General features: G+C 73.5%; 19 protein-coding genes and 1 pseudogene. 12 read left to right on the top strand and 8 right to left on the bottom strand.

Annotated elements, in window-relative coordinates; genetic code table 11:
• The first annotated feature begins 10 nt into the window (after positions 1-10).
• Positions 11-731 (top strand): annotated as a pseudogene (locus AB0D29_RS09860) (IS5 family transposase).
• Here the strand turns inward: AB0D29_RS09860 and AB0D29_RS09855 are convergent.
• The 3 genes from AB0D29_RS09855 to AB0D29_RS09845 all read right to left on the bottom strand — a co-directional run bounded on the left by AB0D29_RS09855 (position 728) and on the right by AB0D29_RS09845 (position 5,077).
• Positions 728-2,167, bottom strand: a complete 1,440-nt coding sequence (locus AB0D29_RS09855) for an aldehyde dehydrogenase family protein (protein WP_362853018.1) — start codon at positions 2,165-2,167, stop codon at positions 728-730. The pseudogene AB0D29_RS09860 and the gene AB0D29_RS09855 overlap by 4 nt on opposite strands.
• A gap of 184 nt (positions 2,168-2,351) precedes the next feature.
• A complete protein-coding gene (locus AB0D29_RS09850; protein WP_362853017.1) occupies positions 2,352-3,551 on the bottom strand; it encodes a thiolase family protein in 1,200 nt (399 codons plus the stop codon).
• A 401-nt stretch (positions 3,552-3,952) separates the two neighbouring features.
• On the bottom strand, positions 3,953-5,077 hold the full coding sequence (locus tag AB0D29_RS09845; protein ID WP_362853016.1) for a LacI family DNA-binding transcriptional regulator: 1,125 nt from the start codon (positions 5,075-5,077) through the stop codon (positions 3,953-3,955).
• Between the two features lie 364 nt (positions 5,078-5,441).
• Here AB0D29_RS09845 and AB0D29_RS09840 point away from each other — a divergent pair, with 364 nt between their 5' ends.
• From AB0D29_RS09840 to AB0D29_RS09830, 3 genes are all read left to right on the top strand, one after another.
• The gene (locus AB0D29_RS09840) at positions 5,442-6,698 is read left to right on the top strand and encodes an MFS transporter (protein ID WP_362853015.1); all 1,257 of its coding nucleotides are present in this window, start codon (positions 5,442-5,444) and stop codon (positions 6,696-6,698) included.
• 99 nt (positions 6,699-6,797) lie between these two features.
• Entirely contained in the window at positions 6,798-7,493 is a 696-nt protein-coding gene (locus tag AB0D29_RS09835) for an alpha/beta hydrolase (protein WP_362853014.1), read from the top strand.
• A 295-nt stretch (positions 7,494-7,788) separates the two neighbouring features.
• Positions 7,789-8,328, top strand: a complete 540-nt coding sequence (locus AB0D29_RS09830) for a hypothetical protein (protein WP_362853013.1) — start codon at positions 7,789-7,791, stop codon at positions 8,326-8,328.
• A 240-nt stretch (positions 8,329-8,568) separates the two neighbouring features.
• Here the strand turns inward: AB0D29_RS09830 and AB0D29_RS09825 are convergent, their stop codons facing one another.
• Positions 8,569-8,892, bottom strand: coding sequence for a hypothetical protein (locus tag AB0D29_RS09825; RefSeq protein WP_362853012.1), 324 nt, complete (start codon positions 8,890-8,892; stop codon positions 8,569-8,571).
• Positions 8,893-9,153: 261 nt separating this feature from the next.
• Between AB0D29_RS09825 and AB0D29_RS09820 the strand changes: the two genes are divergently transcribed.
• The 4 genes from AB0D29_RS09820 (at position 9,154) to AB0D29_RS09805 (ending at position 13,497) form a co-directional block, all read left to right on the top strand.
• Complete coding sequence (locus AB0D29_RS09820; RefSeq protein WP_362853011.1) at positions 9,154-10,824, top strand: PKD domain-containing protein; 1,671 nt, start codon at positions 9,154-9,156, stop codon at positions 10,822-10,824.
• Positions 10,825-10,946: 122 nt separating this feature from the next.
• Complete coding sequence (locus tag AB0D29_RS09815; RefSeq protein WP_362853010.1) at positions 10,947-12,434, top strand: amidase; 1,488 nt, start codon at positions 10,947-10,949, stop codon at positions 12,432-12,434.
• A gap of 106 nt (positions 12,435-12,540) precedes the next feature.
• On the top strand, positions 12,541-12,978 hold the full coding sequence (locus AB0D29_RS09810; protein ID WP_362853009.1) for a hypothetical protein: 438 nt from the start codon (positions 12,541-12,543) through the stop codon (positions 12,976-12,978).
• Positions 12,979-13,032: 54 nt separating this feature from the next.
• Entirely contained in the window at positions 13,033-13,497 is a 465-nt protein-coding gene (locus AB0D29_RS09805) for a type II toxin-antitoxin system PemK/MazF family toxin (protein WP_362853008.1), read from the top strand.
• Between the two features lie 336 nt (positions 13,498-13,833).
• Here AB0D29_RS09805 and AB0D29_RS09800 read toward each other — a convergent pair whose 3' ends face one another.
• Positions 13,834-14,685: a TIGR02452 family protein gene (locus AB0D29_RS09800; RefSeq protein WP_362853007.1), complete on the bottom strand. Its 852-nt coding sequence runs from the start codon at positions 14,683-14,685 to the stop codon at positions 13,834-13,836.
• Between the two features lie 106 nt (positions 14,686-14,791).
• On the opposite strand from AB0D29_RS09800, the gene egtA reads away from it, so the two are divergent.
• The 4 genes from egtA to egtD are packed head-to-tail and all read left to right on the top strand — an operon-like array spanning position 14,792 to position 19,171.
• A complete protein-coding gene (egtA, locus tag AB0D29_RS09795; RefSeq protein ID WP_362853006.1) occupies positions 14,792-16,135 on the top strand; it encodes an ergothioneine biosynthesis glutamate--cysteine ligase EgtA in 1,344 nt (447 codons plus the stop codon).
• The gene (gene egtB / locus AB0D29_RS09790) at positions 16,132-17,442 is read left to right on the top strand and encodes an ergothioneine biosynthesis protein EgtB (RefSeq protein WP_362853005.1); all 1,311 of its coding nucleotides are present in this window, start codon (positions 16,132-16,134) and stop codon (positions 17,440-17,442) included. Before egtA ends, egtB begins: the two co-directional genes overlap by 4 nt.
• The gene (egtC, locus tag AB0D29_RS09785; RefSeq protein WP_362853004.1) at positions 17,442-18,200 is read left to right on the top strand and encodes an ergothioneine biosynthesis protein EgtC; all 759 of its coding nucleotides are present in this window, start codon (positions 17,442-17,444) and stop codon (positions 18,198-18,200) included. The genes egtB and egtC overlap by 1 nt, the downstream gene beginning before the upstream one ends.
• The gene (gene egtD, locus AB0D29_RS09780; protein ID WP_362853003.1) at positions 18,197-19,171 is read left to right on the top strand and encodes an L-histidine N(alpha)-methyltransferase; all 975 of its coding nucleotides are present in this window, start codon (positions 18,197-18,199) and stop codon (positions 19,169-19,171) included. The genes egtC and egtD overlap by 4 nt, the downstream gene beginning before the upstream one ends.
• Here the strand turns inward: egtD and AB0D29_RS09775 are convergent.
• The 3 genes from AB0D29_RS09775 to AB0D29_RS09765 all read right to left on the bottom strand — a co-directional run bounded on the left by AB0D29_RS09775 (position 19,054) and on the right by AB0D29_RS09765 (position 22,311).
• Positions 19,054-19,992: a lysophospholipid acyltransferase family protein gene (locus AB0D29_RS09775; protein ID WP_362853002.1), complete on the bottom strand. Its 939-nt coding sequence runs from the start codon at positions 19,990-19,992 to the stop codon at positions 19,054-19,056. The two genes, egtD and AB0D29_RS09775, sit on opposite strands and share 118 nt — an antisense overlap.
• Positions 19,989-20,831 (bottom strand): GNAT family N-acyltransferase, encoded by an 843-nt coding sequence (locus AB0D29_RS09770; RefSeq protein WP_362853001.1) that lies wholly within the window; start codon positions 20,829-20,831, stop codon positions 19,989-19,991. Before AB0D29_RS09770 ends, AB0D29_RS09775 begins: the two co-directional genes overlap by 4 nt.
• A gap of 223 nt (positions 20,832-21,054) precedes the next feature.
• The gene (locus AB0D29_RS09765; protein ID WP_362853000.1) at positions 21,055-22,311 is read right to left on the bottom strand and encodes an extracellular solute-binding protein; all 1,257 of its coding nucleotides are present in this window, start codon (positions 22,309-22,311) and stop codon (positions 21,055-21,057) included.
• Positions 22,312-22,389 lie beyond the last annotated feature (78 nt).

The following is a 22,389-nucleotide window of genomic DNA, read 5'->3' as shown; positions in this document are numbered from 1 at the left end:
AATTGATCTTGTGGCAGGTCGAGGTGAGTTGACGGAGGCGGCGTGGGAGTGGATGGAGCCCTTGTTGCCGCAGGTGGATGGGCGTGGTCGGCCGTGGCGTGATCACCGGCAGGTGGTCAATGGTGTGCCGTGGCGGTTGCGGACCGGGGCTCCGTGGTGTGACCTGCCCGGGCGGTATGGGCCGTGGCAGACCGTCCATGAGCGGTTAGCCCGCTGGGAGGCGGACGGCACGTGGGCAAGGCTGTTGGAGCATGTGCAGGTCCGCGACGACACGGAGGGCCGGGTGGAGTGGACCGTCGCCGTCGACTCCACGATCAACCGTGCTCACCAGCACGCCGCCGGCACACGTAAAAAGGGCTGCGGACGAGGACGAACTGGAAGATCCGGTCGGCTCGCAGACGCGCCAGGCCCTCGGCCGGTCCCGAGGCGGGCTGACCACCAAGGTCCACCTCGCCGTCGACGGCCGGGGACTGCCGCTGTCCATCGTGCTCACGCCCGGCAACGTCAACGACGCCACCGCATTCGGTCAGCTCCTCGACGGGATCCGCGTTCCGCGAGCCGACACCGGCCGCCCACGCACGAAACCGACCCGAGTCCTGGGCGACAAGGCCTACTCCAGCCGAGCGATCCGGCATCTGCTGCGGCGTCGGGGCATCGCCGGCGTCGTCCTGGCCTCGCTGATCCTCTGGCTCCGCGAACCAGCCCGTGATCATTTGTCAGACACTGCCTAGAAGGGGTGGGCGGCCGGGGTGCTGCGGGCCGTGGTCCAGCGCAGTTCCGTGAAGGCGTCCAGGTTGGCCTCGCCGCCGAAGCGGGCGCCGGTGCCCGAAGCGCCGACTCCGCCGAACGGGGCGACGGCCTCGTCGTTGACCGTCTGGTCGTTGACGTGCGCGATCCCGGTGGGGATCCGCTCGGCCAGGTCGAGCCCGCGCGCCGCGTCCCGCGTCACGATCCCGAGGGAGAGGCCGTAGGGGCCCGCCGAGGCGAGGGCCACCGCCTCGTCCTCCGTCGCGAAGGAGCGTACGGGCGCCACCGGGCCGAAGACCTCCTCCGTGTAGGCGGGGGTGTCCTCGCCGGCGCCGGCCAGTACGGTCGGCCGGTAGAAGAGGTCCCGGTGGGTGCCGCCGGCGACGAGCTTGGCCCCGGCCTCGGTGCTGGCCTCCACGAGGGCGTGTACGCGATCCACCTGGGCGCGGTCGATCAGCGGCCCCAGGTGGACCTGCTCGCGGTACGGGTCCCCCACGGCCAGTTCCTCGGCGCGCGCGGCGAGCCGCTCGACGTACTCGTCGTAGAGCGAGGCGTGTACGAGGTGACGCCCGGCGGTCATGCAGATCTGGCCCTGGTGGAAGAAGGTGCCCCAGCTGGCCTGGGCGACGGCGGCCTCGACATCGGCGTCGCGGAGCACGAGCAGGGCCGAGTTGCCGCCCAACTCCAGGTGCGCGCGCTTGAGGTGACGGCCCGCCAGCTCTCCGACGGCGCGGCCGGCCGCGGTCGATCCGGTGAAGGACACCACCCGGACCCGCGGGTCGGCGACCACCGCGGCGCCGGTCTCGGCGCCCCCGGGCAGGACGTGCAGCAGCCCGGCCGGCAGCCCGGCGGCGGCGAACACGGCGGCGAGGGCGAGGCCGCCGCAGACGGCGGTCCGCCGGTCCGGCTTGAGCAGCACCGCGTTGCCGAGCGCCAGGGCCGGCGCGACCGAGCGGATCGCCAGGATCAGCGGTGCGTTGAACGGGGCCACGACCCCGACCACCCCGGCCGGGACCCGCCGGGTGAAGGACAGCCGCGGCGCCTCGCTCGGCAGCACCTGCCCGACCGGACGCGAGGCCAGCGCGGCGGCCTCGTAGCACTCCTGCGCGGCGACGTGCAGCTCGAAGCCGGCCTTGCCGGGTACCGAGCCCGATTCGCGGACCAGCCACTCCCGCAGCTCGTCGGCATGGGCGGCGAACAGGTCCCCGGCGCGGCGGAGCACGGCCGCCCGCTCCAGGTGGGTGGTGCGCGCCCAGTCGCGCTGCGCGGCCCGGGCCCGTACGGCGGCCTCCGCCACGTCGGCGGGCGCGGCGAGGTCGAAGGTGGCGAGGGTGCGGCCGGTGGCGGGTTCGATGACCGGGGCGGCGCCGCCGGTGAGGGTGGGTCCGTCCTGCCAGAGCGTCGGGTCGAGGAGCGGCATGGCGCGGGGCCTCCGGGTGGGGATGGGCGGGGTGCCGGGCGAGGGGGGGCGGCAGCACGCGTCATCGTGCCAGACGGGAGGCTCCACTTCTGTTCAGTTATTGGGCAGTTGGCGGCGGGCGCTGACCGGAAATGGTCGACGCCCTGGTGGGGCGGGTGCACCACCAGGGCGGTGCCCTGCGGGCTCAGCGCTCCAGGACGAGCGCGATGCCCTGCCCGACGCCGATGCACAGCGCCGCGATGCCGGTGCCGGAGCCCGCCGCCGCCAGCTGGTGGGCGACCGAACCGGCCAGCCGGGCACCCGAGGCACCGAGCGGGTGGCCGATCGCGATGGCGCCGCCGCGCGGATTGACCACGGCCGGGTCCAGCTCCGGCCAGGCCGCCAGGCAGCCCAACGCCTGTGCCGCGAAAGCCTCGTTGAGTTCGAGGACGGTGAGGTCGGACAGCCCGCGGCCGGCCTTGCCGAGGGCCCGCTGCACCGCGTCCACCGGGCCCAGCCCGAAGAGCTGGGGCTCGATCCCCGTCACGGCGGAGGCGCTGATCCGGGCGAGCGGCTCCCGGCCGGTGGCGGCCAGGCCCGCCTCGTCGGTCAACAGCAGGGCGGCGGCGCCGTCGTTGAGCGGGGAGGCGTTGCCGGCCGTGACCGTGCCCCGGCCGTCCGTCCGGAAGGCCGGCTTCAGCCGGGCCAGCGCCTCGGGGGTGGAACCCTCGCGGATGCACTCGTCCCGTACGAGGTCCACGCCCTCGTACGGCACGACCTCGCCGTCGTACAGCCCGGCGGCCCAGGCGGCCGCGGCCTTGCGGTGGCTCTCCAGGGCGAAGGCGTCCTGCGCCTCGCGGGTGACGGCGTACTTGTCGGCGACGAGCTCGGCGCCCTCGCCGAGCGAACCGGTCCACTCCGCGGGCATCCGCGGGTTGGTCATCCGCCAGCCGAGCGTGGTGGACCACATCTGCTGGTGCCCGGCGGGGAAGGCCCGTTCGGGCTTCTGGAGCACCCAGGGGGCTCGGCTCATCGACTCGACGCCGCCCGCGATGGCCACGGAGGCGTCGCCCAGCGCGATGGCGCGGGCGGCCTGGATCACGGCTTCGAGGCCGGACCCGCACAGCCGGTTGACGGTGACCCCGGGGACGCTCACCGGGAGGCCGGCCAGCAGGACGGCCATCCGGGCCACGTCCCGGTTGTCCTCGCCCGCGCCGTTGGCATCGCCGAAGACGACGTCGTCGATACGGGCCGGATCGAGGTCGGGCGTACGGTCCACCAGCGCGCGCACCACGTGCGCGGCCAGGTCGTCCGGGCGGACCCCGGCGAGGGCCCCGCCGAACTTGCCGATCGGGGTGCGGACGGCGTCGACGACGTAGACGTCGCGGACGGTGCGGATGCTCATGGGGTCTCTCCTGGGCGGATCCGTACGGGCGGTGGCGCACCGGCGCCGTGTGGGCACCGATGCCGGTGTGGGCACGACGCCGGTGTGGGCATCGCGACACGCCGCCGGGCACGCCCGGTGGGGCGCGCCCGCAGTCTCCGTCCGCACGTCACCGCCTGTCAACGGCCCCCGGCGACCCGTCGGCCCGGCCGGACGGAACGGGCCGGTGGAACGGGCCACGGAAACCGGGCGCGGGAACGGGGCCCGGGAACCGGGCGCCGGAACGAGGCCCGGGAACCGGGCGCCGGAACGAGGCGCCCGATCAGGGCCCCGGGCCGGGGCAGCCGACCAGGTGCCCAATCGGGGCGGCGGACCGGGGCGGCGGACCGGGGCGGCGGCCCAGGCGCCCGCGCGGGGCGACGTCAGGTCGACTCGCGGTGCACGGCCTCGGCCGCCATCAGGTCGTGCCGCTCCGTGGCCTCCGACGGCTCACGCACCGCCTGGTCCACCAGCGACGCCAGGTGGTCACCCGTCGGCATCTCGAGGCGCACCGTGCTCAGCCGGGGCCGCAGCAGCCGCCCGATGAGCAGGTCGTCCGCGCCGATGACGGCGACGTCCTCGGGGATGCGCAGCCCCTCGTCCTGGAAGGCCCGCATCAGCAGCATCGCGTACTCGTCGTTGTACGCGAAGACCGCGTCCAGCCCGAGCCCGCGCCAGCGGGCCGCGAGCGCCGCCGCCGACTCCTCGGAGTACGCCATCGGTACGGGCTCGACCCGTACGCCCTCCGCACCCGCCGTGGCGCCCGCCGCACCCTCCGCACCCGCCGTGGCGCCCGCCGCACCCTCCCCGCCCGCCGCACCCGCCACGGAGCGGGCGCCCGCCAGCCGGGGCGCGGAGAACAGCTCCAGCCCCTCCTCCTCCGGGACGACCACACCGATCCGCCGCCGGCCCCGCTCGACGAGATGGGCCGCGGCCCGGGCGCCCACCTCCTGCTGGTCCATCACCAGGGCGTGCGCCCCGGGTACGCCGACCGGGCCCAGGGTGATCACCGCGCGAGCCCCGGCCCGCTTGAGGGTGGCGACGTTGTGCGCGGAGAGGGTGATCTCGCCGAGGGATATCACCGCCACCGGACGCAGTTCCGCCCACGCCCGCACGGCCTCGTCCCCGCTGAGGCCGAGGCTGCCGTACTGGACCACGGTGTAGTCGAGCCGGCGCAGCGCCCACTGGAGTTCGTTGAGGAAGGCGCTGTAGAGCGGGCCGATCGGCACGTTCGGGGTGGGCAGCAGCACGATCCGGGTGTGCCCGGCGCGCAGGCTGCGGGCGGCCGCGTGCGGGACGTATCCGAGTTCCTCGGCGGCCTCGCGGACCTTGCGGCGGGTCGGCTCGCTGATGCGTACGGCTTCCGCGTTGTTCAGCACGTACGAGACCGTCGCGCGCGACACCCCGGCGAGGCGGGCCACGTCGGCGCTGGTCGGAACGGGGGGTGGCGGCGTGGACGATCCGGAGGCCGCGGTCGGCGGCTTCGGCGATTTCGATGACTGAGACATTGCCGTGGCATCTTTCCAGACCGATTGCGCCCAGGGGCTAGCGAATGGCCTGAAACGAATGCTACACAGTGGTTACACGAGTCATTGACACGTGTAACCACGGCGACACATCCCCGTCGACGGACGTGACGACGGATGTGTCACCGCACGTGCCCAGGCACGTGACCCGCCGTGCCGCCGCCCTGTCGCGCTCCGTCGCACCCCCGCCGTCGCGACAGGGCGGCGCGCACCCCTCACCGCACCCGTCAGCCCACCCCTCACCGCACGCGGCCCCACCCCGCACCCTCCCCCCTCCCCCTCCCTCCTCCTCCCTTCCGACGCCCGCAACCGCCCGCAACCGCCCGCAACCGCCCAGGAGGGCACCGTGGCCCTTTCCTCCCCCGGCACCGGTTCCACCGCCGCCACCACCGACGCGTCCACCGGGCCCGGCCCCGCACGCCGCGGCCTGCTGCCCCTGCTGCTCGTCGGCAACAGCGCCATGTACGCGCTCTACGTCGGCGTGGCCGGCGTCCTGCTCGCGCTCCAGGTCGAGGACATCGACCCGGCGAACAAGGTCGCGAACTTCGGCCTGATCGCAGGGGTCTCGGCGATCTTCGCCACGGTCTTCAACCCCGTCGCCGGCGCCCTGTCCGACCGCAGCGGACGGCGCAACCCCTGGATCCTCGGCGGCGGACTCGCCGCCGTCCCGGCGATGTTCCTGCTCGGCTTCGCCGACACGATCCTGCTGATCACGATCGCCTGGTGCCTCGGCCAGGCCGTCATGAACGTCTACCAGGCTGCCATCACCTCCGTGGTCCCCGACCGGGTGCCCCTGAGCGCCCGCGGCAAGGCCTCCGCGGCCGTCGGCCTCGGTCTGCCCTTCGGCTCCACCGTCGGTGCGCTGCTCGGCGCCGCCTTCTCCGATGACTACCGCACCGGATACCTCGTGTTCGGCGCGCTCGTGGCCGGGGCCGCGGTCCTCTTCACCGCCTGCAGCCGCGAGGAACGCCTCCCGGCCCGCACCCCGCTGCCCGTCAAGGCCCAGCTCGCCGCCTTCGCGAGCGCGCTGCGCCACCACGACTTCCGGTGGGCGTTCATCGGACGGGCGCTGCTCGTCCTCGGGTACTTCGCGGTCACCGGCTACCAGCTCTACATCCTCCAGGACCACACCGTGCTGCCCGACGGCATGGAGCCGGAGGCCGCGGTGGCGGTGATGATGCCGCTGACCAGTGTGGCGATGGTCGTCTCCACGGTCCTCGGCGGATACCTCTCCGACCGGTTCGACCGCCGCAAGCTCTTCGTCGGCGCCTCCGCCCTGCTGTCGGCCGTCGCGCTCGTCATCCCGGCCGTGTCGACCAGCTGGACCGCGATGCTGGCGTTCTCCCTGGTCAACGGGCTGGCGTTCGGCTGCTACATGGCGGTGGACACCGCGCTCGTGACGATGGTGCTCCCCAAGGCCGAGGACGCGGCCCGCGACATGGGCGTGCTCAACATCGCCAACGCCGGCCCGCAGATCGTCGCGCCGTTCATCGCCTCGGTGATCGTCTCGCTCAGCGGCGGGTACACCGCGCTGTTCGTCGTCGCGGCCGTGCTGGCGGTGGCGGGGGCGCTGGCGGTGAAGCCGATCCGCAGCGTGCGCTGACCGCGACCCCGCACCACAGGTCCGCACCACCGGTCCGCACCTTCCACCGGAACTCGCCGCTCCCGGAGCGCAGTTCACACCCTCGAGAAAGGCACCACCGTGCAGCTGCACACCCAGACCTGGGGCGAGGGCGACCGCATCGCCCTCCTGATCCACGGCATCATGGCCGACCACCGGACCTGGCGCCGGGTCGGCCCCGCCCTCGCCGACCACGGCTACCGCGTCATCGCCGTGGACCTGCGGGGCCACGGGGCCAGCGGCCGCGGCCCGTACAGCCCGGAGCTCTACGCGGACGACCTGGTCGAGACGCTCCCGGCCGGCGCCGAACTCGCCATCGGCCACTCCCTCGGCGGCCTGACCCTCTCGCTCGCGGTGGACCGGCTGAAGCCGCGCCGGGCGGTGTACTCCGACCCCGGCTGGCACCTGCCCGCCCCCGCCGAAGGCTTCGGCCCGGAGCTGTTGGCCGGGTTCAAGTCGGCGTCCAGGGAAGAGATCCGGGCGATGAGTCCGCGCTGGGAGGACGTGGACGTCGACATCGAGCTGGCGACCCTGGCGCTGTGGGACGAGCAGACGGCCCTGAGCCTCACCCCGCTGCTCGGCGCCGACCTGATGCCGGCGGCGCCGGCGGTCCCGTCGCTGGTCCAGCTCGCCGATCCCAGTCAGTTGATCTCGCCGGAGCGGGCCGAGCTGCTCAAGAGCCGCGGTTTCCAGGTGCGTTCGGTCACCGGGGCCGGACACACCATCCACCGCGACGACTTCGACGGTTTCATGACCTCCCTGGAGGGGTGGATCTAGCGGGTTTCTCCCCGTGGCCCGGTGTCAGAGGCAGCTGCGAGACTTGCGCGATGAGCGAGGACGCCGCGCACCCCGGCCGGGTGGACCCGGGGACCTTGCCACTGCGCAGGGACTGAAACGGGGGGGGCCACTGCCACCCGGACCCGGACCCGGACGTGGCGCCGGAGACGCCGGTGATCGTCGGCGCCACGGCCCAGCAGGGGCGGCGGCCCTACGGCCGGATTCCTCCTGCTGAGGGCAGGATTCCCCTGCAAGGCTGCGAGCGTCCATCCGGATCACACCGCACGGAGTCCGCATGAACCGAGTACGCATCCGCCCCGTCTTACTGGCCGCCGCCACGGTGCTCGCCCTGGTCCCGGCCGGGCTCGGCGCCGCGGCGGCGCAGGCCGCGCCCGCCACGTCGGCTGTCGCCCCGGCCGCCCCGGCCGCCCCGAACGCCGACACCGAGACCATCATCAGGGGCACGGCCGGCCTCAACCGTGGCGAGGCCTGGTATTCGCCCGACCGCCGGACCATGCTGATCCAGCAGTACGACGGCCATGTGGTGCTCTACCGCGACAACGTCGCCATCTGGACGGCCGTCGGCAGCTACGGTTACGGGAACACCTTCTACATGCAGGCCGACGGCAACCTCGTCTCCTACGACGCGGCGATGCGGCCGCTGTGGAACAGCGCCACCGACCATCACGCGGGCGCGCACCTGGCCGTCCAGAACGGCGGCAACCTGGTGGTGTACTACGGCTCCACACCCCTTTGGTGGTCCAACTTCAGGCCGGGCGGCCCCGTGGATCCGGGCGACGACTGCAACCCGACGCCCGGCCGGCTCTGCCCGTAGGGCGGGGATCCAGCCCATGCGGGCCGTCCCGCAGGAGCACGTCCCAGCACCCTGGCGGAGCCGCGGAAGGTGAAGACGAACTCCTGGGGGGCGCCCGCCGCTCGCAGACCGGGCAGGCCTGCATCGGGGCCGAAGTCGCGCACGAAGGAGACGGCGCTGCCCTCCAAACCCATCAGCTGTCGGAGTCCACTGCCCGAGTCGCCCGCGATGCACTGTGACCCGCCATCGCGGCCTGTTCGGTCATCCGCTCACAGCCTGGTCCACCAAGTACCAGAGGACCATCAGGGCCGCCCAGCCCAGGACTCCCAGCGAGCCGAGCGTGATCCCCGTGACCGAGGCGATCCGCCCGGACGTTGCGGTCACTCCGCGGCGGAGCGCGCGGACGCCCGATGCGACGGCCGCGATACCGAGAGGCAGAGCAAGGAGGACGAGGTACGGCAGGGCCGACAGGGTGCCGAGCGCCAGGAACGCACTGACACCCAGGACGAGGGATGCCATGCCGGTGTGCCGGCCGCTCTCCGCAAGGTCGAGGTGGCCGGTGAGGGTCTGCTGGTCGGTGCTCATGGCGTCCACGCTAGGCCCGGCGCCGTGGCCGCGGTATGGGCGCAGCTACTCGGTTGTGGGTGAGTAGCCCGGTCATGGCCGGGTGTCCGAGCCGGTGACGTCCGGGCGTCGCCCGGATTCGGCACCTGGCGCGCTGCCGCGCCGGAAGGCGCTCGGTCGAGTGCTGCCCGGCGCCGATATCCGGTGAGCAACCGGCCGCTGCCTGTGTACTCTGGGCGAGCTTTCGAACCTGTTCAAGCATTAACAGAAAATGGGGGGCCGGTGCGCAATCGCCGACTCGTAGTTTCCGCTGCCGTCATCGCGGCGGGTGTAGGTCTCGTACCCGGCATAGCCCAGGCCGACGACCCCGCCAAGTCCGACGCGCACGGGGTGAGCGCTCCGGACGTGGACCTCGGCAAGGCCGCGGCGTCGAACTTCAGCACCTTCACGAGCCCCGCCGAGCGCACGGTCCGGCCCGCAGGCAAGGGCAAGGCACAGGCCCAGGCCCAGGCCCAGGCGCAGGGGACCCTCGCCACGGAGCCCACGGTCGGCCTGACCGCCAAGGGCACCAGCGCCCGCGGCATCAGCCTGGACCTCGCCGTCAGCGTCGACCCGGACGCCCAGATCTCGGCCTACATCGAGTGGGGCGAGGGCAGCACCGACGTGTTCGACTCCGACGGTCCCACCCACCAGACCGTGGCCCACTCCTACTCGGAGATCGGCTCCTACACGATCAAGGTCACTCTGAAGGACGCTTCGGGTGTGCGGGGCACCAACACGCTCGCCGTCGTCACTCCGGGTTCCGACTTCACGCCGTACACGCCCACCCGGCTCCTGGACACCCGTAACGGCACGGGCGGGCCGAAGGCCAAGGTCCCCGCGTACGGCACCACCCGGGTGAAGATCTCCGGCAACGGCGACATCCCCGCGGGTGTCACGGCCGTGGTGCTCAACGTCACCGCCACCAACACCACCAGCGGCGGCCACGTGACGGTCTGGCCCGAGGGCAGCGAGCGTCCGATCACGTCGAACGTCAACTTCGCCAAGGGACAGACCGTCCCGAACCTCGTGATCGTCCCGGTCGCCAAGAACGGCTACGTCGACCTGTACAACGGCGGCTGGGAGTCGGTCGACCTGATCGCCGACATCACCGGCTACTTCACCCGGACCACGTCCAGCGGCTACACCCCGCTGAACCCGTCACGCTTCGTCGACACCCGCAACGGCACCGGCACCGTCCAGGGCCAGGTCCGTGGACAGACCACTTTCGGCACCAAGTTCGCCGGCAGGGACGGCATCCCGGACGACGCCACGGCGGTCGCGCTGAACGTGACCGTCACGAACCCTCGCGAGGACGGCCACCTGACCGTGTTCCCCAGCGGGGGCACCGTTCCGATCACGTCCAACGTGAACTTCCGCGCCGGCCAGACGGTCGCCAACTCGGTGATCGTGCCGATCGGCCCCGACGGCTCGGTCAACTTCCGCAACGGCGCCTGGAACGGCACCGACGTCATCGTCGACGTCGTCGGCTACTACCGCGTCGGCAGCCGGGGCGCCTACATGCCCTTCGTCCCGGAGCGGCTGCTCGACACCCGCGACAGCTCGAAGTGGTCGTCGGGTCCGCTGGAAGGTCAGGGCTACATCTACATGCCGCTGTCCACCCAGCAGCCCTCGAACACGGCCTACGTGCTGAACACCACGGTCACCAACACCCGGGGCGAGGGGTACCTCACGGTCGCCCCGGACCCGAACACGCTGAACGCCTACAAGGCCGGCTTGGACACCTGGCCCACCCCGCCCAACTCCTCCAACCTGAACTGGAAGCGGGCGGAGACCGTCCCGAACCTGGTCCAGGCCGGCATGGGCAACAACGGCATCGTCGACTTCTGGAACCGCGGCTGGGACGACATCGACCTCGTGGTGGACATCTTCGGCGGCTACCAGATGAACTGATCCACCCGCAGGACTCGTACGTCGTACTGCCCGCAGGGCTGCCGCGGCTTTACGCCTGGCCCCGCGCGGCGGGTCCCCGTTACCGTCTTCCTACCGGACGGTAACGGGGGGAGTGGTTCGCGATGTCGGATTCTTCAGGTGCTTCGGCGGCGGCCGGGGCGGCAGCCACGGCCGCGGTGGCGGGCGGCCCGCGGACGGCCGGGGCCGCGGCGCCCGCCGGACTGGTCGAGATGGCCACAGCGCTCGCCGAAGGCAGCGTGTCCGCGCGGCAGTTGACCGAGCAGGCGCTGCGCCGGATCGCGGCGGCGCAGCCGGAGCTGAACGCCTTCCGGACCGTACGCGCCGACGCCGCGCTCGCCGAGGCGGACGCGGCGGACCGGCGGCTGGCCGCGGGCGAGCGGCTGCCCCTGCTGGGCGTACCGCTCGCGGTCAAGGACGACATGGACCTGACCGGGGAGCCGACCGCCTTCGGCTGTGCCGGGCCCTTCGCCCCGAAGACGGCCGACAGCGAGGCGGTACGGAGGCTGCGCGCCGCCGGTGCGGTCATCGTCGGCAAGACCCAGACGCCGGAGCTCGGGCAGTGGCCCTTCACCGAGGGCGAGGCCTTCGGCGCGACCCGCAATCCGTGGAACCCGGCCTACTCACCAGGCGGTTCCTCGGGCGGCTCGGCGGCGGCCGTCGCCGCGGGCCTGGTCCCGGCGGCGCTGGGCTCGGACGGCGCCGGTTCGGTCCGGATCCCCGCCGCCTGGACCCACCTGGTCGGCGTGAAACCGCAGCGCGGGCGCATCTCCACCTGGCCCGAGCCGGAGTCCTTCCACGGGCTCACGGTCAACGGCGTACTGGCCCGTACCGTCGCCGACGCGGCGCTCCTGCTGGACGCCGCGAGCGGCCCGCACCCCGAGGACCTGCACCATCCGGCCCGCATCTCGGCGGTCGAGGCGGCCCGGCGCACCCCGCGCCGGCTGCGGATCGCGCTCTCCTTCGGGATGCCCTTCACCGCCACGCCCAAGTCCCTGGACCCGCAGGTGCGTTCCGCGGTGGAGCGGCTGGCCGGGCGGCTGGAGGCGCTGGGGCACGAGGTGGTCCCGGAGGACCCGCGGTACGGCCCGATCGGCCTGACCTTCGTACCCCGCGCGACCAGCGGCGTACGGGACTGGGCGGCGCGCGTGCCGGATCCGGCGCTGCTGGACCCGCGTACGCACGAGGCGGTACGGACCGGCCGGATCCTGGGCGGGGTGGCCCTGCGGGTCTCCCGCCGGGCAGAGGCGGCGCTGGGGCGGCGGGTCGGCGAGATCTTCGGCCGTTTCGACGTGGTGCTGACCCCGACGACGGCCACTCCGCCGCTGCGGATCGGAGCGCTGGCCGGTCTCGGTGCCATGGCCACGGACCGGGCGATGATAGCCGCCTGCCCGTACGCCTGGACGTGGAACGTCCTGGGCTGGCCGGGGGTGAACATCCCGGCGGGGTTCACGGGCGACGGACTGCCGATGGGCGCCCAGTTGCTGGGTCCGGCGGACTCGGAGCCGCTGCTGCTGGCGCTGGCCGCGCAGGTGGAGGCGGCGCAGGACTGGGCGGCGCTGCGGCCGGATGCGGTGCGGGCCGGCGTCTGAGGGCCGCGGGGGGCCGGAGTGCCGACAGTGAGCCTCCGTGACAGGCTGAATGGGGGGATCTCGCCGGTCCGGCCACTGCGCCGGCCCTGCACCCTAGGAGAACGAAATGGCCAGTGACGCCAGCAGGCCCCAGGCAGGCCAAGGGCAACCGCGCCCCTGGCACGCTCCCACGTCCGGTACCACCCTCGTGGCGGGCGTGTTGATGATCTTCGGAGGCGCGATGGCGTTCCTCGAAGGGATCGCTGCCGTCGCCAGCGACGACCTGTTCGTCGTGACGCGCCACTACGTGTTCGAGTTCAGCCTGACCGGCTGGGGCTGGATCCACCTCATCCTGGGCATCGCCCTCGTCGTCGCCGGATGCGCCGTCCTCGGCGGAGCCCTGTGGGGGCGCTACTTCGGCATCGTGGTCGCCGGACTGGGCGCGATCGCCAACTTCCTCTGGATCCCGTACTACCCCTGGTGGGCGCTGATCCTGGTCGTCGTCAACCTCTTCATCGTCTGGGCGCTGTGCACGGGCTCGCACCGGGAATCGGACATGACCTGACCGCCCGACCCGCCACACCCGGGTCACGGGTCCGGGCCCGGTAACCTCGGCGGGATGACGGCACTTTCGCATCACGGCAACGGCTACACCGACCAGCCCGGCCGCGACGGGGACACCGCGACCTCCGAGGCCGACCCCCGCGCCATCGGCCCCGTACGCACCGAGTACGCGCCCGACCCCGACGGGGACCCCGATCCCGGTGAGATCGTGTGGACCTGGGTCCCGTACGAGGAGAACGACGGCCGCGGGAAGGACCGCCCGGTGCTGGTCGTCGCGCGGGAGGCGGGCGGGCGGACGTTGCTCGCCGTACAGCTCTCCAGCAAGCGGCACGACCACGACCGGGAGTGGGTGCCGATCGGGACCGGACCGTGGGACGGCGCCGGCCGCGAGTCCTGGGTGGACGTCGACCGGGTCCTGCGGGTGCACGAGTCGGGCATGCGGCGCGAGGTCTGCGCGCTGGACCGGGGACGCTTCGGGCTGGTCGTCGACCGGCTGCGCGAGCGCTACGGCTGGACGTAGGACAGGGCCGGGCGCAGCGCAGGGCCGGGCGCAGCGTAGGCGCGGGCTCCGCGTAGGCGCGGGCTCCGCGTAGGCGCGGGCTCCGCGTAGGCGCGGGCTCCGCGTAGGCGCGGGCTCCGCGTAGGCGCGGGCTCCGCGCAGAGACGGGATCCGCATGGGCACGGGCTCCGCGCAGAGACGGGATCCGCATAGGGCGGCCTCCGCATCGGGGGCGGCCTCCACATCGGGGGCGGGCTCCGCATCGGGGGCGGCCGGGCCGGACGGCCGCCGTCGTACGGGCCCCCGCCGCCGGCCCGGCCGAGCCCGCGCCGGCCCCGTCCCGCCCCGCCCCCGCCCTCAGGCCCCGAAGCCCGCGAAGGCCCGCTCGAACGCCTCCCGCGTCTCGGGCTTGCGGTCCAGCACCCCGAACACCACCCGTTCGAACACTCCCGCGAAGCGGCCCGCCAGCAGCCCCCGGAAGGCCTCGGCCACCTCCGCCGGGTCGTTCTGGAACACCCCGCAGCCCCACGCCCCCAGCACCAGCCGCCGGTAGCCGTGCAGCGCGGCCACTTCCAGTACGAGCTCCGCCCGCCGGACCAGCGCCCGCGGGATCTCGGCCACCCGCTGCGGCTCCTGCCGCCGGATCGTGCCCGCGTTCGGGGCGGGAGAGGTCAGGAAACCGACCCGGAACGGGGTCTCCAGGAGATCGCCCCGGTCATCGCGGAAAACGGGCACCCCGGGCGAGTGAATCACCCGGTCGGTGTAGAAGGTGCTGCGCTCCGCGCGGTGGACCTCGTAGTACTCCGGGGCCTCCAGCAAGGTCTCGTACAGGGCCGAGGCGCGGCACAGCGCCTCCTCCTGGGCCTTCGCCCCGCGGACGTATCCGCCCCCGGGATTGCGGGCCGAGGCGAAGTTCAGGGCCGCCACCGGGGCCGCGTCCGGGCGCTCCGCGGCGGCCGGGCCGCCCGTCGCGAGCCTGCGGGCCGCGACCGTGGTGCTCTCACCCGTGACCTCGACGGCCGTCGGTTCGCTCCCTCGGACGACCCCTCCGCCTGGAACGACCCGGTTTGGTCCATATATCCTGGTTCCTGCCTTGGTCTCCGCCAGGGCGGCGGCCAGGGAGACCTGCCGTCCCGACCGCGTCCGGTAGCCACCGGCCGCCAGGATCTCCGCGTTCTCCCGCGCGATCTCGCGCAATCTGCTGCTCACGCCGCCATCCTCTGCACCCCGGCCACCGGCGGCAAAGGAATTTGTGCCCCAGGGAGGGGTAGGCACGGGTGATGTCACGGCCGACGACAGGAGACGAGGACCCGGTATGACCCAGGACTCACCCACTCCCCCACACGCGCCCGCCACACCCCCCAACGCCTCCCTCAGCGAGACCCAGGCGGAGGAGCTGATCCACGGCATCTGTTTCAAGACCGGCCCGCCCCGCCTCATCGGCGCCGAGCTCGAATGGCTGGTCCTGGATGCCGAACGGCCCGAACTACCCCTGCCCCCCGAGCGGCTGCGGGCCGCGCACGCCGCCGCCCGCGCGCTGCCCCTGAACTCGCGGCTGACCGTCGAACCCGGCGGCCAGCTCGAACTCAGCTCGGCCCCCGCCGCCTCCCTCAGCGGATGCGTGGACAGCCTGCAGGCCGACCTCACCGCCGTGCGCGCCGCCCTCCTGGCCCGCGGGCTGGTGCTGCGCGGCCTCGGCCGCGATCCGCGGCGCCCGTACCGCCGGCTGCTGAACAGCCCGCGCTACGACGCGATGGAGGCCTACTTCGACCGCACCGGCCCGGCCGGGCGCGTGATGATGTGCGCCTCCGCCTCCGTGCAGGTCTGCGTGGACGCCGGGTACGAGGAGCCGGGCGTGCTCGGTCACGGCCGGCGCTGGCGCCTCGCCCACCTGCTGGGCGCGGTCCTCGTGGCCGCCTTCGCCAACTCCCCCGCGGACGACGGCCCGTACGCCGGCTGGCGCTGCGCCCGTCAGGGCGTCTGGGGCGACATCGACAGCCGGCGCGCCCTCGCGCCACCGCTGGACGCGGAGCCGCGGGCCGCGTGGACGCGGCAGGCGCTGGACACCGAGGTGATGTGCGTCCGCTCGTACGAGGGCGAGGCGTGGGAGATCCCGCGCGGCACGACCTTCCGCGACTGGCTGCGCGCGGGCGGCGCCCCCGAGCGGCCGGAGCGCTCCGGTCCCGCGGGCCGGCCCGCGCTGCGGGCGCCCACCGCCGAGGACCTGGAGTACCACCTCACCACGCTGTTCCCACCGGTGCGGCCGCGCGGCCACATGGAGCTGCGGATGATCGACGCGCAGCCCGGCGACGACGGCTGGCTCGTCCCGCTGGCGGTCGTGCACGCGCTGTTCGACGATCCGGAGGCGGCCGAGACCGCGTACCGGGCGACGAAGGCGCTGTCCGACGCGCACGGCCCGCGGCCCTCGCCGCGCAATCCGCTGTGGCGGTCCGCCGCCCGGCACGGCCTGGCCGATCCGGAGCTGCGGACGGCCGCGACGGCCTGTTTCCTGGCCGCGGCCGAGGCGCTGCCCCGGCTCGGCGCGAGCGAGCACGTACAGGAGACGGTCGGCGCGTTCAACGAGCGCTTCGTGCTGCGCGGCCGCTGCCCGTCCGACGACCCGTCCCCCCTGCTCACCGGGAAGGAGGCCCGACGATGACCACGTTCCACCCGTCCCGGGAAGACCTGCGGGAGCGGGCGGCAGCCGCCCTGACCGCCGCGCGCGTGCGGACGGCCGGGCTCACCGACGCCGTGAGCGACGCGGACCTGACCGCCCAGCACTCGCCGCTGATGTCCCCGCTCGTCTGGGACCTCGCGCACATCGGGAACCAGGAGGAACTCTGGCTGCTGCGCAACGTCGCCGGCCGCGAGTCCATGCGCCCCGAGATCAACCCGCTCTACGACGCCTTCGAGCATCCCCGGGCCGAGCGGCCCAAACTGCCGCTGCTCGGGCCCGAGGAGGCCCGCCGGTACGCGTCCGAAGTGCGCGGCCGGGTCTTCGACCTGCTGGAGCGCACCCCGCTGGAGGGCAGTGCGCTCCTCGACGACGGCTTCGCCTTCGGGATGATCGCCCAGCACGAACAGCAGCACGACGAAACGATGCTGATCACCCACCAGTTGCGGACGGGCGCACCCGTGCTGACCGCGCCGGATCCGGACGCCCCGTACGATCCGCCGCTCGCCGCCGAAGTCCTCGTCCCCGGGGGCCCGTTCACCATGGGCACTTCCGCCGAGCCGTGGTCGCTGGACAACGAGCGGCCCGCGCACGTCCGGGACGTCGCGCCCTTCTGGATCGACACGGTGCCGGTGACCAACGCCGCCTACCTGGCCTTCATCGCGGACGGCGGTTACCGCGAGCCCCGCTGGTGGGCGGCGCCGGGCTGGCAGCAGATCCGCGAACACTCCATAGGGGCCCCGCTGTTCTGGCACCGGGAGGCGGGCCAGTGGCTGCGCCGCCGGTTCGGGGTGACCGAGCCGGTGCCCGAGGACGAGCCGGTGCTGCACGTCAGCTGGTACGAGGCGGACGCCTACGCCCGCTGGGCGGGGCGGCGGCTGCCGACGGAGACGGAGTGGGAGAAGGCGGCCCGCTTCGATCCGGGGACCGGCCGCTCGGCCCGCTATCCGTGGGGCGACGCGGACCCGACCCCGGCCCTGGCCAATCTGGGCCAGCGCCACCTGCGCCCGGCCCGTGCGGGCAGCTACCCGGCCGGGGCCTCCCCGCTCGGGGTGCGCCAGCTGATCGGCGACGTGTGGGAGTGGACCGCCTCCGACTTCCTGCCCTACCCCGGGTTCCGGGCCTTCCCGTACCGGGAGTACTCGGAGGTGTTCTTCGGCCCGGAGCACAAGGTGCTGCGGGGCGGTTCCTTCGCGGTGGACCCGGTGGCCTGCCGGGGCACCTTCCGCAACTGGGACCTTCCGGTGCGACGGCAGATCTTCTCCGGCTTCCGAACCGCGAGGGACGTCTGATGTGCCGTCATCTCGCCTATCTGGGCCCGGAGGTGGAGCTCCGACGGCTGCTGAGCGAGCCGGAGCACTCGCTGGTCCGCCAGTCCTGGGAGCCGCGCCGGCAACGCTCCGGCACGGTCAACGCCGACGGCTTCGGCATCGGCTGGTACGCGGAGGGCGACCCGGTGCCCGCCCGCTACCGGCGGTCCGGGCCCATCTGGTCCGACCTGACCTTCACCGATCTCACCCGGGTGGTGCGCAGCGGGGCCGTGCTGGCCGCCGTACGGGACGCCACGCTGCCCGGGGCCGACGGGGAGGCGGCGGCCGCGCCGTTCTCGGACGGGCCGTGGCTGTTCAGCCACAACGGCGCGATACGGGGCTGGCCGGACGCGGCGGCCCCGCTCGCGGCCGGGCTGCCGCCCGAGTACCTGCTCCGGCTGGCCGCGCGCACGGATTCGGCGCTGGTCTGGGCGCTCGTCCTGCACCGGCTGCGGGCCGGGGACGACCTGGGCACGGCCCTCGCCGAGCCGGTCCGGGAGCTGGCCACGGCGGCCCCCGGCTCGCGGCTGAACCTGCTGGTGACGGACGGTGCCGCGATCGCCGCCACGGCACGGGGGGATTCGCTCTGGTACCTGGCCGACGCGGGCGCCGGGCGCACCGTGGTGGCCTCCGAGCCGTACGACGACGACCCCCGGTGGTGCGAAGTGCCCGACCGGACCCTGCTGACCGCCACCCGCACGCGGGTCGAACTGACCCCGCTCAAGGAGAACTCCCCGTGACCAACTTCCAGTTGACCCGGACCCTCGACGAGCACGCGGCGGAGACCGCGCTGCGCACGGACGTGCTGCACGGGCTCACCCACCTCCCCAAGGTGCTGCCGCCCAAGTGGTTCTACGACGCGCGGGGCAGTGAGCTCTTCGAGGAGATCACCCGGCTGCCCGAGTACTACCCGACCCGCGCGGAGCGGGAGATCCTGCTGGAGCGGGCCCGGGAGATCGCCTCCGAGAGCGGCGCCCGCACCCTGGTGGAGCTGGGTTCGGGCTCCTCGGAGAAGACCCGGCACCTGATCGAGGCGATGCCCGCGCTGGACACCTACGTACCGGTGGACGTGAGCGAGAGCGCCTTGCGGGGGGCTGCCGAGACGCTGCTCGCGGAGCATCCGGGGCTGCGGGTGCACGCGCTGCTGGCCGACTTCACGCGTGCGCTGCAGCTGCCGGACTCCCCCGGGCCCCGGCTGGTGGTGTTCCTGGGCGGCACGATCGGGAACCTGCTGCCGCCGGAGCGTGCGGTGTTCCTGGCGTCCGTACGGGCGATGCTGTCGCCCGGGGACGCGCTGCTCATGGGCACGGACCTGGTGAAGGACGAGGCCGTGCTGGTGTCGGCGTACGACGACGCGCGGGGGGTGACGGCCGAGTTCAACAAGAACGTGCTGGCGGTCATCAACCGGGAGCTGGACGCGGACTTCCACACCGCCGACTTCGCGCACGTGGCGGTGTGGAACAGGGAGCAGGAGTGGATCGAGATGCGGCTGCGGGCCCGGGCGGAACTGGTGGTGAAGATCCGGGCGCTGGATCTCGTGGTGCCGTTCGCGGCGGGCGAGGAGATCCTGACGGAGGTCTCGGCGAAGTTCCGTCAGGAGGGCGTACGGAAGGAGTTGGCGGCGGCGGGACTGGAGCTGACCCAGTGGTGGACGGACGCGGCGGGCCGGTTCGCGCTGTCCTTGTCGGTCGCCGACGGCGCGACCGGCTGAGCCGGTATGCCGGGGAGCAGGGTCGGGGCTGAGGCTCCGAGCACGGCCTGCTGAGCTGCTGCCGCGAGGTCCCGCCGGTGCGCGTACCGGCCCGGCGGGATCCGCGGCAGCAGCCTGACCTCGGCCCGTACGCCCCGGGCCCGGGCGATCCGCCACAGCGAGGCGGTCAGCGGGTCGTCCCCGACGAAGGCGGGCGCCCCGGCCGGGGTCCCGTCGCAGTGCAGGTAGGCGAGCCGCACGGGCTGTACGGGGACCCGCGCGTCCAGTGCCGACTGGAAGGCGGCCCGGCGGAAGGTCCCCTGGGCGCGGCCGCACCACGTGGAGCCCTCGGGGAAGACGGTGACCCGGTCGCCGGCCAGCAGCGCGCCGGTGACGGTCTCGACGGTGGCGGGCAGGGCGCGGATCTTGTCGCGCTCGATGAACAGGGTCCCGGCGCCCCCGGCGAGGCGGCCGAGGACCGGCCAGTCGAGGATGTCGCTCTTGGCCAGCATCCGGCAGGGCACGGCGGCGGCGACGAGCGGGATGTCGAGCCAGGAGATGTGGTTGGGGACGAGGAGGCGGCCGCCTCCCGGGCCGGGGCTGCCGTGCACGGTGATCCGTATGCCGAAGGCCCGTACCAGGGCGGCCGACCAGGCTCGTACGACCGTGTGCCGGGGGCCGGCCGGCAGCAGCCGGACCGGCGGGGCGCCCAGGATCCCCAGCAGGATCAGGGCGACGGCGGCGGTGAGCCGGAGCACCGCCCGCGGGATGCTCGCCGTGCTCCCCTCGTGGCCCGCACAGGCCTCGGGGGTGCAGGGCGAGGTGGGAAGCCAGACGCTCATGCGCCCGGGACGAGCGAGCGGAAGTGCTTCAGGTAGCGCGGGTTGGTGCGGCGCAGCGAGAGCAGCACGTACAGGTCGGCGCAGCCGAACTCGGCGTCGAGGGCGGGTTCGCCGCAGACCCAGGCGCCCAGGCGCAGGTAGCCGCGCAGCAGCGGGGGCAGCTCCATGCGGTCGGGGAAGGTGATGCCCTCGGGGTTCCAGGGGAGGTGCGGGGTGACCCGGTACTCCTCGGGAGCGAGGCTGCGGGTCAGGGCGGCCTCGCGGGTGGCGGCGGCCAGGACCCCGCCGTCGGCGAGCGGTATCGAGCAGCACCCGGCGAGCCAGTTGTGCCCGGTGCGGTCCATGTAGTGGGCGAGGCCGGCCCAGATGAGGGCGATGACGGCGCCGTTGCGGTGGTCGGGGTGGACGCAGGAGCGGCCGACCTCGACCAGGTCGGGGCGGATGGGGGCGAGGGCGGAGAGGTCGAATTCGCCCTCGGAGTAGAGGCGGCCGGCGACGGCGGCGCGCTCCGGGGGCAGCAGCCGGTAGGTGCCGACGACCTGCTCGGTCTCCTCCTCGATGACGAGGAGGTGGTCGCAGTACGCGTCGAAGGCGTCGGAGTCGAGGCCGGGCTCGGGCCCGTCCAGGCGGGCGCCGAGCTCGCCGGCGAAGACCTGGTGGCGCAGGCGCTGGGCGGCGCGCACCTCGGACTCGTCGCGGGCGAGGCGTACGGCGTAGTGGGGGCCGGCCGCCGGCGCGGCGCCCCGGGGCACGGTGGGCGTGAGGGGGGCGGGACCGGTGGGGACGGTGAGGGGGGAGGGGGGCGTCAGGGGGGACGGGGACAGGGGTGCGATGGTCATGGCGGCTCCTGATCCGGGCGCGGAGGGCCAGGCCGGCAGGTGCGTGGCCTGGCTCCTTTACTTCTTCCGTGACCGGCTGGATTCGACATGACCGCTCAGCGGCCCTTGGATGTGCGGACGCTGAACTTGGCGGTGAACGCGGCGGTGGACCCTGCCGTGAACGTGGCGGTGCATTCGGCGTGGGCACGGGGTGGGCTCGGGGTGGGCTCGCCGGTGGCCCGGCTCAGCGGTCGGAGCTGAGCACCTTGCCGATCTCCTCGGAGGCCGCCCGGGCCGCCTGCTTGGGGTCCCGGCCGGTGAGGACGGCCGTCATGAAGGGCTTGATCGGGTTCTTCGCCTCGACCTCGGCCCAGCGGGCGGAGGTGGGGGTGGCCCGGCCCTGGGCGGCGCCGGGGGCCATGTTGGCGGCGCCCTCGTTGCCCTCGACCACGTGCGCGAGGGTGGTCTTGTTCGGTACGTAGCTCATCGTGCGGGCGAGTTCGGTCTGCCACTTCTCGCTGACCAGGGCCGTGATCACGTCGACGGCGTGCTTCCGCTGCCCGGTCCGCTCCGGGATGATCAGGTCGGAGCCGCCGGTGAAGACTGCTCCCGCCTTGTCGGAGGTCTTGCCGGGGATCGGGAAGAAGCCCAGCTTGCCCTTCAGGGCGGGGTTGGCCGCCTCGATCTCGGCCGCCTGGCCGGGCGGGGCGATGATCTGCGCTGTCCGGCCGCGCGCGAAGACCTGCGACTGCGGGGGCGTCTCCTCGTCGGCGTCCTTGGGGCCGTCGCCGAGGGCCTGGAGCTGGCGGTAGAAGTCCATGCCGGCCAGGGCCTTCTCGTCGTCGAGGGTGCCGACCCACTTGCCGCCGGTCTCGACGGCGAGTTCGCCGCCCTCGTCCCAGATGAAGCCGGCGAGGACGTACCAGTTCTGGCCCGCGAGGTAGATGCCCTGCTGGTCGCCCTTGTCGAGCTTCTGGGTGGCCTGGATCCACTCCTGGCGGTTCTTGGGCGGGGTCTTGATCCCGGCGTTCGCGAAGAGGTCCTTCTGGTAGATGACCACCCGGTTGGCGGCGTACCACGGGACGCCGTACTGGGCGCCGTTGACGCTGCCCGGGTCGGCGAGGCCCTTGAGCCAGTCCTTGCTGCCCCACTCGCGCAGGCCTTCGAGGGTGAGCTCGGAGAGGCCGCCCTTCTCGATGTACTGGGCCACCTGGGTGTTGCCGACCTCGATGACGTCGGCGGGCTCCTTGCTCGTGCCGTCGAGCACGGCGTTCACCTTGTCGCCGATGCCCGTCCACTCCTGGATCCTGACGTCCAGGTCGACGCCGGGGTGTTCGTGCTCGAACGACGAGGTGAACGTGTCGATGAAGTCCTGCGAGGCGCTGCCCTTCATCAGCCAGAGCGTCACCTTCTGCGGTCCTGAGGCCGAATCGGCCAACTGGCTGCAGCCCGTGAGGGCGATCGCGGCCGCGAGGGCGGTGCACAGGGCTGGGAAGCGCATCTTCAAGAGGGTCACCTTCTGGGGGCTCGATCTCAGATGGCTCGAAATTGGCATAGACCAATAGGCCGGTCAAGGGCC

It is taken from the genome of Streptomyces sp. NPDC048424 (assembly GCF_040651555.1).
Taxonomy (GTDB): Bacteria; Actinomycetota; Actinomycetes; order Streptomycetales; family Streptomycetaceae; genus Streptomyces.
Note: the sequence above shows the minus strand (reverse complement) of the source record. Positions and strands in the feature narration are given on the sequence as shown.

Excerpts from the sequence above, each read along its gene's own strand:
- AB0D29_RS09805 (WP_362853008.1), top strand. The coding sequence starts at position 13,033 with ATGACGGCACTTTCGCATCACGGCAACGGCTACACCGACCAGCCCGGC.
- AB0D29_RS09850 (WP_362853017.1), bottom strand. The coding sequence starts at position 3,551 with ATGAGCATCCGCACCGTCCGCGACGTCTACGTCGTCGACGCCGTCCGC.
- AB0D29_RS09775 (WP_362853002.1), bottom strand. The coding sequence starts at position 19,992 with ATGAGCGTCTGGCTTCCCACCTCGCCCTGCACCCCCGAGGCCTGTGCG.
- egtB (WP_362853005.1), top strand. The coding sequence starts at position 16,132 with ATGACCACGTTCCACCCGTCCCGGGAAGACCTGCGGGAGCGGGCGGCA.
- egtA (WP_362853006.1), top strand. The coding sequence starts at position 14,792 with ATGACCCAGGACTCACCCACTCCCCCACACGCGCCCGCCACACCCCCC.
- AB0D29_RS09765 (WP_362853000.1), bottom strand. The coding sequence starts at position 22,311 with ATGCGCTTCCCAGCCCTGTGCACCGCCCTCGCGGCCGCGATCGCCCTC.
- egtC (WP_362853004.1), top strand. The coding sequence starts at position 17,442 with ATGTGCCGTCATCTCGCCTATCTGGGCCCGGAGGTGGAGCTCCGACGG.
- AB0D29_RS09845 (WP_362853016.1), bottom strand. The coding sequence starts at position 5,077 with ATGTCTCAGTCATCGAAATCGCCGAAGCCGCCGACCGCGGCCTCCGGA.
- AB0D29_RS09770 (WP_362853001.1), bottom strand. The coding sequence starts at position 20,831 with ATGACCATCGCACCCCTGTCCCCGTCCCCCCTGACGCCCCCCTCCCCC.
- AB0D29_RS09830 (WP_362853013.1), top strand. The coding sequence starts at position 7,789 with ATGAACCGAGTACGCATCCGCCCCGTCTTACTGGCCGCCGCCACGGTG.
- AB0D29_RS09825 (WP_362853012.1), bottom strand. The coding sequence starts at position 8,892 with ATGAGCACCGACCAGCAGACCCTCACCGGCCACCTCGACCTTGCGGAG.
- AB0D29_RS09855 (WP_362853018.1), bottom strand. The coding sequence starts at position 2,167 with ATGCCGCTCCTCGACCCGACGCTCTGGCAGGACGGACCCACCCTCACC.
- AB0D29_RS09810 (WP_362853009.1), top strand. The coding sequence starts at position 12,541 with ATGGCCAGTGACGCCAGCAGGCCCCAGGCAGGCCAAGGGCAACCGCGC.
- AB0D29_RS09815 (WP_362853010.1), top strand. The coding sequence starts at position 10,947 with ATGTCGGATTCTTCAGGTGCTTCGGCGGCGGCCGGGGCGGCAGCCACG.